The sequence below is a fragment of the Mesorhizobium sp. M7A.F.Ca.CA.001.08.2.1 genome (assembly GCF_003998455.1).
GTDB classification, from domain to species: domain Bacteria; phylum Pseudomonadota; class Alphaproteobacteria; order Rhizobiales; family Rhizobiaceae; genus Mesorhizobium; species Mesorhizobium ciceri.
Map to the genome: position 1 here is coordinate 1 of NZ_RZPW01000099.1, position 12,241 is coordinate 12,241.

13 protein-coding genes are annotated in these 12,241 nt (G+C 62.6%); all 13 read right to left on the reverse strand.

The features are described from left to right. Positions 1-19 precede the first annotated feature (19 nt). Positions 20-2,770, reverse strand: a complete 2,751-nt coding sequence (locus EN914_RS08780; protein ID WP_024503063.1) for a DUF2339 domain-containing protein — start codon at positions 2,768-2,770, stop codon at positions 20-22. A gap of 82 nt (positions 2,771-2,852) precedes the next feature. After that, positions 2,853-3,371, reverse strand: a complete 519-nt coding sequence (locus tag EN914_RS08785) for a PaaI family thioesterase (protein WP_013532579.1) — start codon at positions 3,369-3,371, stop codon at positions 2,853-2,855. Next, complete coding sequence (recO, locus tag EN914_RS08790) at positions 3,368-4,144, reverse strand: DNA repair protein RecO (protein ID WP_024503064.1); 777 nt, start codon at positions 4,142-4,144, stop codon at positions 3,368-3,370. Before recO ends, EN914_RS08785 begins: the two co-directional genes overlap by 4 nt. A gap of 132 nt (positions 4,145-4,276) precedes the next feature. Further along, complete coding sequence (locus EN914_RS08795; RefSeq protein ID WP_024503065.1) at positions 4,277-5,413, reverse strand: porin; 1,137 nt, start codon at positions 5,411-5,413, stop codon at positions 4,277-4,279. A gap of 695 nt (positions 5,414-6,108) precedes the next feature. Beyond that, positions 6,109-7,026, reverse strand: a complete 918-nt coding sequence (locus tag EN914_RS08800) for an aminoglycoside phosphotransferase family protein (RefSeq protein ID WP_024503066.1) — start codon at positions 7,024-7,026, stop codon at positions 6,109-6,111. A 5-nt stretch (positions 7,027-7,031) separates the two neighbouring features. Further along, positions 7,032-7,958 (reverse strand): GTPase Era, encoded by a 927-nt coding sequence (gene era / locus EN914_RS08805; RefSeq protein ID WP_024503067.1) that lies wholly within the window; start codon positions 7,956-7,958, stop codon positions 7,032-7,034. Then, positions 7,955-8,710 (reverse strand): ribonuclease III, encoded by a 756-nt coding sequence (gene rnc, locus EN914_RS08810; protein ID WP_024503068.1) that lies wholly within the window; start codon positions 8,708-8,710, stop codon positions 7,955-7,957. The genes era and rnc overlap by 4 nt, the downstream gene beginning before the upstream one ends. Further along, on the reverse strand, positions 8,710-9,459 hold the full coding sequence (gene lepB / locus EN914_RS08815; protein WP_013532585.1) for a signal peptidase I: 750 nt from the start codon (positions 9,457-9,459) through the stop codon (positions 8,710-8,712). Before lepB ends, rnc begins: the two co-directional genes overlap by 1 nt. A 78-nt stretch (positions 9,460-9,537) precedes the next feature. Beyond that, positions 9,538-9,951: a holo-ACP synthase gene (gene acpS / locus EN914_RS08820; protein ID WP_024503069.1), complete on the reverse strand. Its 414-nt coding sequence runs from the start codon at positions 9,949-9,951 to the stop codon at positions 9,538-9,540. After that, the gene (locus tag EN914_RS08825) at positions 9,948-10,547 is read right to left on the reverse strand and encodes a DUF2062 domain-containing protein (protein ID WP_013532587.1); all 600 of its coding nucleotides are present in this window, start codon (positions 10,545-10,547) and stop codon (positions 9,948-9,950) included. The genes acpS and EN914_RS08825 overlap by 4 nt, the downstream gene beginning before the upstream one ends. Positions 10,548-10,799: 252 nt before the next feature. Then, positions 10,800-11,201, reverse strand: a complete 402-nt coding sequence (locus EN914_RS08830; RefSeq protein ID WP_081714264.1) for a VOC family protein — start codon at positions 11,199-11,201, stop codon at positions 10,800-10,802. 14 nt (positions 11,202-11,215) lie between these two features. Continuing rightward, entirely contained in the window at positions 11,216-11,794 is a 579-nt protein-coding gene (gene pyrE, locus EN914_RS08835) for an orotate phosphoribosyltransferase (RefSeq protein WP_024503071.1), read from the reverse strand. Positions 11,795-11,844: 50 nt separating this feature from the next. After that, positions 11,845-12,241, reverse strand: a 397-nt coding sequence (locus tag EN914_RS08840; protein ID WP_164778691.1) for a RelA/SpoT AH/RIS domain-containing protein, incomplete at its 5' end; no start/stop codon positions are given.

The window sequence follows — 12,241 nt, forward strand, 5'->3', positions numbered from 1 at the left end:
TTATTGTTCTTGCTTGCCTTTATCCGTTTTCCTTCGCCGCCCGTGTCAAAAGCCGCTGATAGAACAGGCCGATACCGATCAGAACCGCGCCGAGGCCGATGAAGGATAGCGCCCGGAGTACGCCTTCCAACTCCGACATGTCGAATATGAAGACCTTCAGCACGGCGATCGCGATCAGCGCGGCGGAGGCAATGCGCAGCACCTGCGATTTAAGCCAGACGCCGGCGGTGAGCAGCGCCACGCCGATAACCAGCCAGAGCGCCGAATAGGTGTAGGTTTCCAACTGGCCGAGGCCGCTCCACAGGCCGATGAATTCGCCCTTGAACAGGCGCCTCACCGACAGCGTGGCATAGGCGAAGGCAAGCGCGGCAGCCACCACGGCCAGCATCTGCGCATACCATTTTGGCCGCTTGTCCCTGGCGTAGAGCGCCAGTCCCCCGGCGGCGACCGCCGGCAGGAGATAGGCGAGGAACAACAGGTTGAACACCGGGATACGGCCGGTCGATTCGTCTGTGAAAAGCGGGTTCAGCACCACGAAGTGCCGGATGACGATGAAGCCGACGGAGATTACGCCGACGGCCATCGAACCATAGCGCAGCACCGAGCTTGGCGAGCGCATGTCGATAGCGACCAGGATTGCGCCGGCACCGATGGCGATCAGGGTGTAGATCGACTGTTCGGCGAGCGTCATGGCACCCGTGTCGATGACGCCACCGTGCATGGCGTGGCGCACCAGTATGGCGAGCGTGAGCAGCGCAAACAGTGCCGCTGCCGCCTCCATGGCAAGGCGCGGCCGGCCATTCGTTGTGCGCGCAAGCTGCCAGGCGGCAAAGCCGAAGGCCAGCGCCGGCACGCCGTAGCCGGGCAACAGCCAGTTGAACACCGGCGTCGTCGACAGGAACCCGGCGCCGACAATGGTCGGGTCGAAGGCGACACGGCCAAGCACCGCGATCACCGCGCCGACCGAAATCCAGCCGAGCACCGGATAGACGCGCCAGCGCGTGGCCAGCGCCGGCACGATGGCCGCCGCACCGAGCAGGATGGTGGTCCAGCCGGAATCGAAAGCCATATGCATCAGCAGCAGCCCGGCGATGGCCGCGCCGCCCAGGGCAAACGACACGGCGATGCCGCCCTTGAGCGGCGGCTCCTCGGCCCGCGCGATCCACTCGCCGCCGGCGGCGAAAATGACGACCAGCAGTGCCGCTGCGGCGGCGTAGACAGGGTCACGGTCGAGATTGCCGAAAGTGAACCAGAGCGCCAGCAGGACGACCAGCGGGACGATGACGCCCCACGCCGCCCATGAGGCTGCACGTATCTGTGTCCCGGCGGCGAACCGGCGCGCGGCCCAGAAGCCGGCGCCGATGAAGACCAGGCCGAGTGCGATGCCGATGCGCAAGGTCAGCGCGTTGGACGTGGCCACCGGCAGTCCGTCGACGCCCAAGGCGCCGCCCGAAAAATCGGAAGCGATCGAGGTTGGCGGGATAATGCCGAGATAGATCAGCACCGTGACCAGTCCCGCGGCATAGAGGAGCGGCAGCGCCAGCGGACGATAAAGCGTGACCGCCACCATCGCGGCGATCACCACCGCGCCCGGCAAGGCATAGCCGGCGGCAGCAAAGGCCGGGTCTACCGACAGGCCCAGTGCCGAGAATGCGACGAACAGGCCAGGCACGATGGACGGCCAGTCGAAAGCCCTGTCTGGCGTGGTTTCGTCGCCACGGCGAGCGAGCCAGACAAGGGCGAGCACGGCCAGCGTGACGGCGTCGATGAACAGGATGGCAGAGAGGTTCGCCCCCGGCGCATCGGTCATATAGAGAATGGTCCAGACACCGGTGCCGAAAAAGGCAGCCGCCATCAGCAACTTCCAGTCGCGCATGCGGGCGATGACGCCGGTGGCGGCAAGCACGATGGCGAGATAGCCGAACAGCGCCCAGGGACTGGGTGCCTGCGAGGCGACCAGCACCGGCGTCACCATGGCGCCGACAAGGCCGATGCCGGCCAGCGCCTGGCCATGGACAAGGGCTGCCGCGATCGTCGCCACGCCGATGACGCCGAGCAGCGTGAAGGCGAGTGCCGGGCCGATGAAGCCGTAGATGCCATGCGCGGCATAGACGGTGCCGAACAGGATGAAGGCACCGGCCGCTGTCAGGATCGCCGGAATATAGGCGCCCGCGGCGCCTTGTACGGGCATCTTGAAGCCGGTGCGGCGGATGAACTCGCCGCCGGCGACCAGCACAAGGCCGAGCGCGCCGGCCATGGTCAGCCGTACGCCGGGGCCGAAAATGCCGGCTTCGATGGTGTAGCGGATCAGGAACAGACCGCCCAGCGCCAGGGCGATGCCGCCGACCCAGACCGCCCAGCGGGTGCCGAGCGCGGTTTCGACATCGGATTGGCGGGCGGCTTTCGTCGCTCCGGGAAGCTCCGCGGGTTCCACCGCCTTCGGCGCCGGTTCTGGAGCGGTCCACGGCCCGGACACGATCTCGCCGGTCGAGTCTTCCGTTTCCGTGGCTGGCGCCGGTGCGGCGACCGGCTCGCTTGTCGCTGGAGAGGGAATGTCGGCCGCTGCCGCAACGGCTGGAATCACATCGGCGGGCACGTTGTCGGCCACCGCCTGTTCGGACGGCTTGGCCGCAGGCGGCACGGCTCCCGAGAGCACAAGGCTGCGCAGCGCGCCAAGCTCGCGCTCGACAAGGCCGATGCGGCTCTGCTGGCGCGAAATGATGACGAACAAGGCGATGATGGCGACTAGGCCAATCAGGCTTTCAAACATGGCGGTTCCCCCAAACCAGGCCAGTTTTCACTGACATTCGTCGTACTGACATTCAAATGCGGCGGCCAAGCGGCCAGAAAACTCAGCGCGCCGCCAGATTGGCGGCCGGAAAGATCGAGCATGTTTCGGTGCCGAAAGCCAGCAGCTTGCCGCCGCCATCCTTCAGCGTCGCTTCCGACACCGCCAACGTGCGGCCCTTGTGAACAACCCTGCCCTCGCAGACCACTTCGCCGGTCTTCGGCGTGATGGGACGCGTCAAATTCACCTTGAACTCCGCCGTCGTATAGGCCTCGCCCTTTTCGAGCAACGTCTGCACGGCACAGGCCAGTGCCGAATCGAGCAGCGTCGCCGCCCAGCCGCCATGCACGCTGCCCAGCGGGTTGAGATGGCGCTCGCTCGGCATGCCACGAAAGACAGCGCGCCCTTCCGAGACTTCGGTGAGAGTGAAATTCAGCTGGAAGGAAATCGGCGGCGCCGGATACTTGCCGTCGACGATGCGCTGCAGCAATTCCAAACCGGTGTATTTCAGGATGTCGGCGTGCGGAATGGTGCCGAGGCCGAGCGGTGAGACCCGGCCAGGATAAAGTTCGACTTCGCTCATGTGAGGATTTCTCTGGCTGCGTCCTCGCCAGCTATGGCCTTGCCGCGTGCGTGATGTTTGCGCAAGGCGGCGAGGAAGCCGGTACGAGCGTCCGGCGGCTCGATGCCGCGCGGCTCATAGACGTGGCGGTTGAAGAAGAAGCCGGTGAGCCGGAGGGCGTCGTCGACATCAGCCGCATCCGCGCGCAGGCCGGAGCCGCGCTGCAGGAAGGCCGGCAGAGCCAGCATCCTGTCGCGCCATGGCAAACCGGCTTCGCGCGATACCGCGCGTCCCGACTTCGGCGAAACATAGGCCAGGTCCTGTCGCGTGCCGGTGGCGGCGCATTGGCTGAGATCGAGGCCGAAGCCGAGTTCGTCCAGCACCAGAAGCTCGAAACGCGCCACCAGTTCGCCGGCAATGTCGGCATCGTCGAGATGGACGATCATTACGGCAAGCGTTTCGTAGAGACCTTCATGCGCGTCGCGCTCGGGCAGCAGGCGCAGATGCGCGGCCATGGTCTGCAAGCCGTAGACGGCGACGGCGCTGTCCATCAACCGGGCAGCATTCATCTCGATCGCTTCGGCCTGGAACGTGCCGAGATGTTCATCAAGGCGCGCACGCCACAACAGGTCGACGCGATTGCCGGGCTGGAGGACGGGCTGCTGTTTGCGCGAACGGCCGCCGCGAACAAGGCCGAGATGACGGCCATGCGCTCGCGTCAGCACCTCGAGAATGGCGCTGGTTTCGCCATGCTTGCGGGTGCCGAGAATGATTCCCTCGTCGCGCCATTCCATTTCAGGAGCTTTTCACCGATCGGGTGGCGAAATCAAGGTATGGGCTTGGCTCCTGGGTAACTCTCACACCAATGCATAAAAAACCGCCCGCAGCGATGTGCTGCGGGCGGGCTGGTGAGGTCAGTCGATCTGCTAGAAATTGCGCTGGAAGCGGACGATGCCGCCGACGCTGCTCTTCTTGTCGGCCTTGGTCCAGTTGTTGAAGTCGAAGTCGTCGAATTTTCCTGCATTGAGGTAATCGACTTCAGTCGTGACCGTAAAGCCGGGCACAATGGTATAGGCAACGTTGGCAGCGACGCCGAGGTTCTTCCAGTCGTCATAGGAAATCTGGGCGTTGAACGAGGTCTTCTCGTTGAACTTGTAGGTGCCGCCACCCCAGACTGCCCAGTTACCGCCCCACGGCTTGTATTGGGTACGGCCTGTGCCGAAGTCGTTGATGTTGTCGTTGGTGCCGTAGCCGCCCATGACGAACAGCGTCAGTTCCTTGCTGACGTTGACGTCCAAACGGACCTTGCCGGCCACTTCCTCATAGTTGCTGTCATAGGCCACGACGCCAGTGATCGCACCCCAGTCGCCCTTGTACTTCAAGCCGCCGACGACATGCGGAACATAGCTGTCGATGGTGTTGACGGCGGTGCCTTCCTCAAGCGAGACCACGCCCGTGAAGCCGCTGCCAGCGTCGAAGTAATAGCTGATGAGATTGGTATCCTTGACACCATACGGGATGAGCGTGTCCTGGATGACATTGCCGGCATAACCGATGAACTGGTCGTATACCGTTTCATCCTTACCGACGCGCAGACCACCGAGCTGGATCCAGGCGAAATTGAGGGTGGTGGTCTTGTTGCCGGCCTGCCAGCCGGTGCCGTCGCCTGTATAGTCGCCGGAGGAGTTGCCGAACTGGAAGCGAGTTTCGGTAAAGGTCTTCAACGTGCCGAGTTCGGTTTCCTGGCCGGTATAAGTCCTCAGCGTGAAGCGCATGTTCTTGTAATAGGTGTCGTGCCTATCGCCGTCCATGTGATCGGCAACGTTGTTGGCGCCATCGAGCGAGCCGGAATCGCCGACGCCCATGTCGTAGCGGAGATAACCGCCGATGCGCAGGCAGGTCTCGGTGCCCGGAATATAGAAGTAGCCGGCGCCGTAGACGTCGCAAATCTTGACGTATTCGGCCGGTTCCGGTTCGGCGACGACGACAGCGTCGGCGGCGCGCGCGCCGCTGACCGCGATCAGGGCCGCGGCTGAGCCGAGAAGGAGGCTCTTGATGTTCATTTTCTGACCTCTCCAGTCATAGTTATAAATGGCTTCGGATTTGTGGCTGGCGGCAATGTTTTCCCGCCTCACCCCCACAACGAAAAAGGCTCACACCGCTCGCCCTTTTCAGCGGCGAACATACCCATCGATCATCTGCCTTCAATGACGATTTCCGAAATAATGCCAATTCCGTGAACAGATTAATGCTGTGTTGCACAAATAACACTTTGCGTGACGGCGAATGGCACAAGTGGCACAACGTCACATATTGAATATATATACGGGATACTTTCGCGGCTAAATATAATTCAACGTTTTATATTTCTAAAAATACCGCACAATGTGGAATATCTACCTGGTTTTCGCCGACATCGACCTGAATCTTGCCGACCCCTCTATCGCCAGATGACGCCCATTCGCCAATCTCACTCTGATGCCGAGGCGAAAAGCGGGATGACGCTTCCAAGCCTGTCTGCTTCTTCCAAGACGATCGAAACCCTGGAGCGCTGTGGCGTCCCCGATTGTGACAGCAGCCAACCGTTCAAAAACGATTCCTCCGTGACGCCTCTCAGTCGACCTTGGCGACACGGGCGACGTGGTCGTCCGCCTCGATCAGGCGGATTGGCACTCCCGGGAAGCATGCGTCGGTCGGAATGTCCCTGGTCGCGCCATGCGACGGCGGATGTTTGGCGACGGGACTGGGTTTTGGTTGGCTAGAGCGGCTTATCGTTCGGCGCTTCACGCTCGCGCGCGCGGTCGGCAAGGACTTCATCGATTACGTGACAGGATTTCTCAACCTCAACAGGGTTGGCGTCGATCTGTCCAGCGACCGTGATCAGCGCCTTCCAAAGCGTCCAGCCACGACCGCGCGCCCACATCGCCTCGTCGGCCGGAAGCCCGGCACGAAACGCCTCCCGGCTTTTGCCTTCAAACAGCGTCCACGCAATCGCCAGATCGCAGGCGGGATCGCCGACGCCGGAGGTTCCGAAGTCGATCACCGCGCTCAATCGGCCTTGCCTGACCAACAGGTTTCCCCAGCTGACGTCACCGTGGAACCAGACCGGCGCACCGTGCCATTGTGCGGCAAGTGCTGCCTCCCACACCGCACTGGCTGCGGCCGTATCGATCTTGCCGTCGAGGGCGGCAATCGCTTGCCGGGCCTCGCCATCGTAGACGCTGAGTGCTCCGCCGCGAAAGAAATTGTGCTGTCCCGGCGCCGGTCCACCGGTGGCATCGATACGCTGAAGGGCGACCAGGAACGCGGCCAGGTCGGTCGCAAATTGCGGCAGGCTGGCAATCCGCTCGCGCTCTGCCGTCTCGCCTTCGATCCAGCGGTAGACGGACCAGTGCCAGGGATAGCTTTCGGCCGGAACTCCCATCGCCAGCGGCACCGGGATCGGCAGCGGCAGCAGAGGTGCGAGCCTCGGCAGCCAGCGATGCTCCTTTTCCACCTGCAGGGAATAGGCCGCGACGCTTGGCAGTCGCACGGTCATCTCGCCGCCCAGATGAAAGGTCCTGTTGTCCCATCCGCCTGATGCAACCGGCCTGACCGGAAGATCCTTCCACTTGGGAAATTGCGTGGCGATCAATCGGCTGACAAGCGTTATGTCGATGTTCGGCTTGCTGACCATCGAGCCTAGCGCGGAAACTCGAGCCCCATTTCGCGGTAGCGCTCGGGGTCGTCGCCCCAGTTCTCGCGCACCTTGACGAACAGGAACAGGTGCACCTTCTGTTCGAGGATGCCTGCTATCTCCATGCGCGCCGCCTGGCCGATGGCGCGGATGGTCTCGCCCTTGTGGCCGAGAACGATCTTCTTCTGGCTGTCGCGCTCGACATAGATGGTCTGGTCGATGCGCACCGAGCCGTCCGGCTTCTCTTCCCATTTCTCGGTCTCGATATGCGAGGAATAGGGCAATTCCTGATGCAGCCTGAGATAAAGCTTCTCGCGCGTGATCTCGGCCGCGAGCTGGCGCATCGGCAGGTCCGAGATCTGGTCTTCCGGATAGTACCAGGGACCGACCGGCAGAGACTCGGCCAGATAATCGAGCACGTCCTTGCAGCCGGAACCGGTCAGCGCCGACACCATGAAGGTGCGCTTGAACGGCACCCTTTCGTTCGCTGCCGCCGACAGAGCCAGCAGCGCTTCGTGCTTGACGCGGTCGACCTTGTTGAGGATCAGCACCATCGGCTGGCGCACATCCTTCAGCCGTTCGAGGATGGCGTCGGCGTCGCCCCTGATGCCGCGCTCGGCGTCGATCAGAAGCAGTACGATATCGGCGTCCTTGGCCCCACCCCAGGCGGTGGTCACCATCGCCGTGTCGAGCCTCCGCTTCGGCTTGAAGATGCCGGGCGTGTCGACGAAAACGATTTGCGCATTGTCATGCGTGGCGATGCCGCGCACGATGGCGCGGGTCGTCTGCACCTTGTGGGTGACGATCGACACCTTGGCGCCGACCAATTGGTTGACCAAGGTCGACTTGCCCGCATTGGGCGCGCCGATCAGCGCGACAAAGCCGGAATGCGTGGCGGCGGCTGTGGTCGCCGGCTCTTCGGTAGCGGTCATGCCGCGCTCCCTTCACTGGAGGGCCGCGAGCCCCCCGATTTTTGGGCCGATGCGGCGGCCCAAACGCCTTCGCGCACAAGAAATGCCGAAGCCGCCGCTTCTTCGGCCGCCCTGCGCGAGCCGCCGGTGCCGCTTATCGGCACAAAGCCGCGGACCTGCAAGGATACAGTGAAGACCGGCTGATGGTCGGGTCCCTCGCGCTTGTCGATCACATATTCGGGTCTGATATCGCTGGTCTTGGCAATCCATTCCTGCAGATCGGATTTCGGATTGAGCGGCTTTGCGATCACCGTATGCGAGCGCGGTTCCCAGTAGCGCAGGACGAACCGCCGCGCGGCCTCGATGCCACCGTCGACGTAAACCGCCGCAATCAGCGCTTCGACCGCATCCGCCAGATAGTTTCCGCCCGAGCCACGCGACCGCATCTTCAAGGCAGAATCGGCGCGGACCAGATCCTCCAGCTGCATTTCGATGCCGATTTCGGAGCAGGTCCGCGCATCGACCAGCGCATTGAAGCGCGGCGCGATTTCACCTTCCGGCGCATCGGGAAATTTTTCGAAAAGCATATCGGCGACGACAAGCCCGAGCACGCGGTCGCCAAGAAATTCAAGACGCTGGTTGTTGGTGGCCGCCTTGACCGCACTGGAATGCGTCAAGGCGGTCTCGAGCAAACGGATATCCTTGAAGACGTAACCGGTCTTGGCCTTCACCAAACCGGCCAGTGTTTCGCCTGTCGGGCGCTTCAAAGCCATCAATTGACGAAGTGAAACAGGCGCGAAGCGCGCATCAGCGACGGCCATTTCCAGATTTCGAGAGGGCTCGCCTTGCCGGCGATCGAGAAGAAGACAAGATTGGCGCGGCCAACCAGATTTTCCGCGGGAACGTAGCCGACGGTGAAACGGCTGTCGGCGGAATTGTCCCGGTTGTCGCCCATCATGAAATAGTGGCCGGGCGGCACGTCGAATTCGCGGGTGTTGTCGCCGATCGAGTTCGAATTCAGGTCAAGCGTGTCGTAGCTGACGCCGTTGGGCAGGGTTTCGCGATAGACATCGATCGGGCGCGATTCCTCGGTGATGTCGGGATTGTCGATCTGGCCTGTTTTCACGCGCGGCACGCCGACGCCGTTGATGAACAGCTGGCCGTCCTTGACCTGGATCTTGTCACCCGGCAGGCCGACCACGCGCTTGATATAGTCGACGGACGGATCAGGCGGGAACTTGAAAACCGCCACGTCGCCGCGCTTCGGCTCGGAGCCCCAGATGCGGCCCGAAAAAATATCGGGTCCGAAAGGCAGCGAATAGCGCGAATAGCCATAGGACCATTTGGTGACGAACAGATAGTCGCCTTCCAAAAGCGTCGGCCGCATTGATCCCGACGGGATCGAAAAAGGCTGGAACAGCAGCGTGCGGATGACCAGGGCGAGCAAAAGCGCCTGGACGATGACGCTGACGGTCTCGCCAAGCCCGCCGGATTTCTTCTCGGATTTTTCAGCCACGCTCATGTCGTCCTCGATTGTGCGTTGGATGGTATAGAGTCTCGGCGCGCGCTGGGCAACGTCAATGCCGGTCGTCAGAGGCAATCAATGTGGCGCTTCTTCGACGGGCAGCGCCTCGATGATCACAAAGGCTTGAGCGAGCGGGAAATCATCCGTGATGGTGAGGTGGATTGCCGCCCGATGGCCCTTTGGCAGGATTTTGTCCAGCCTGGCCTGCGCTCCTCCCGTCAGCGCCATGGTCGGCGCGCCGCTGGGCAGGTTGACGACACCCATGTCGCGCCAGAACACGCCCTGCGCCAGTCCGGTGCCCAGCGCCTTGGCGCAGGCCTCCTTGGCGGCGAAACGCTTGGCATAGGAGGCCGCGCGGGCGCGTCGATTGTCCGAACGCGCCTGTTCGATGTCGGTGTAGATTCTCTGGACGAAGCGCTGGCCGTGACGCTCCAGCGATTTCTCGATGCGTCTGATGTCGATCAGGTCGCTGCCGATGCCGATGATCATCGCGCAGTGGAACCGATGCTTGCGCCGGGATGGGACGATTGCGCATGCCGGCTTGCGCGCTCGGCCAGGCGTTTGCGCCGCTGTTCGCGGAAAGCGTTCATACCCCAGCGCGTGATGGCGTAGAACAGCAGCCCGAAGATCAAGCCGAGCGGAACCGCACCGATCAGCATCGGTTCAAGGACCGGTTTCCACAATTGCGCGAAGGAGAGGTTGTGCAACATCTCGCCCAGATGCGCCGGCGGCCCATGTGTCGGCAAACGGTCATGCAGGATGAGCTTGCCCGTTTCCCACGACGCGCCCCATAGCAACGGGAAGGTGAGCGGGTTGCCGAAAAAAACCGCGCCAAGCGCCGCCGCCACCAGATTGCCGGCGATCACCCAGCACAGGATGGCAGCGATGATGAAATGGAAACCGACGGGGAAGAATGAAGCGAAGACACCGGCCGCAACGCCGGCCGCCACCGCATGCGGTGTGGCCTTCAGCCGCAGGATGCGCTTGGAAAAATACTGAAGCGAGCGCGAAAACGAGCGGCGCGGCCAAAGATAGGTACGCACCCGCTCATAAAGGCCATCAGGCTTGCGGCGTCGAAATAGCACTCTGTTCCCGTTCCACAGCGCCCGCAACGGCACCTTCAGCCGGGCGTGGCAGCCACATCTTGCGCTTGACGATCACCCTATGGCAATCGGCAGCTTATATAACAACGCGCTGGCGCAAGAACAACCAAACACCTTTTGTGCCGCGCTTGTCGCCGCCCTTCGGGGCGGCAGGTCTTGCTTCGAACATTGGACAATCGCGGCAAATTTAAGGAACGGCAGTCGCATCGCCGAAAGGCACAGCGCCGCCAGCGGCTACGGCAGGTATTCGCTGACCTCGACCAGATTGCCGTCCGGGTCGCGGAAATAGACCGACATCATTGGACCTCGGGCCCCGACACGTTCAACCGGGCCGAGTTCCACCACCACACCATTGGCCGCGAGCCGCGCACGGACCTCATCCAGTGGCCGCTCGGTGATCAGGCAGAAATCACCTGATCCTGATGTCGGCGACTTCGCCTTTGGCTCGAAAGTCCGGCCGACCTCATGCACATTGATCTTATGGCTACCGAAAGCCAGTGCCGTCGGTCGATCGGCCGCGTCGATGCGCTCAAAACCCAGCACGCGCTGGTAAAACTCACAGGTCACTTCCAGCGAAGCGACCGTCAGCACGAAATGATCGATGCCGGCGATCATTTCCAATTTGTCTTCACGCATGTCGGCATGCCCCGTCAGATGTTGCGGCTGCCGGGCTTGATCGCCGGGATGGCGGCAAGCTCCGGCGGCAGCCGGTCGGCCGGATAGGCCGGGACCTCATACTCGGCAAGCGCGATGAGCGGCACGCCGACATCAGTCTTGCCGGCCGAACGGTCGATGATGCAGGCCGCGGCAACCACCTCGGCGCCAAGATCGCGCAGGCACTCGATGGTCTCTCGGATCGACAGGCCGGTGGTGACGATGTCCTCGACGATGACGACACGCGACCCCCTGGCGATCTCGAAGCGGCGCAAGCGGAACTCGCCCCCTTCCCGCTCGACCCAGATCGCCGGCACGCCGAGATGACGTGAGGTCTCATAGGCCGGGATCAGCCCGCCGATCGCCGGGCCGACGACATAGTCGATCTTGCCGGGCACGCCTGCGCGGATCTTCTCCGCCAGCGCCTTGCACAGAAGCTCGGTCTTGTCGGCATGCATGAACACGCGCGCCTTCTGCAGGAAGACCGGACTCCGCAGGCCCGAGGTCAAAATGAAATGCCCTTCCAGAACAGCACCCGCCTCGCGGAAAATGCCCAGCACTTCATCGGTGTTCATGTCTGCCTCTTTTTGATTGACCATGACTTTGTCCGAAACCGGAGCATGGTCTAGCCATTGACGCGTCTTGCGTCGCTGACGCTCGAATTGTCCTTGAGCTGCGATAGCAGCCGGTTGAGGTGCTTGAGATCCCAGACTTCGAGATCGATCAGCATTTCGGTGAAGTCAGGCGCAGTGCGCACCATCGACAGCGTATGGATGTTGGCGTCGTTCGAGGCAACCACCTGCGCTATATCGGCGAGTGACCCCGGCGCGTTGATGGCGGTGACCGATACGCGCGCCGGAAAGCGTTCCTTGGTGCGCTCATCGATGTCCCAGCGCACGTCGATCCAGCGCTCGGGCTGGTCATCGAACGCCTGCAGCGCTGGCGACTGGATCGGATAGATAGTGATGCCGGTGCCCGGCTGGACGATGCCGACGATGCGATCGCCAGGCACTGCCCCCTCC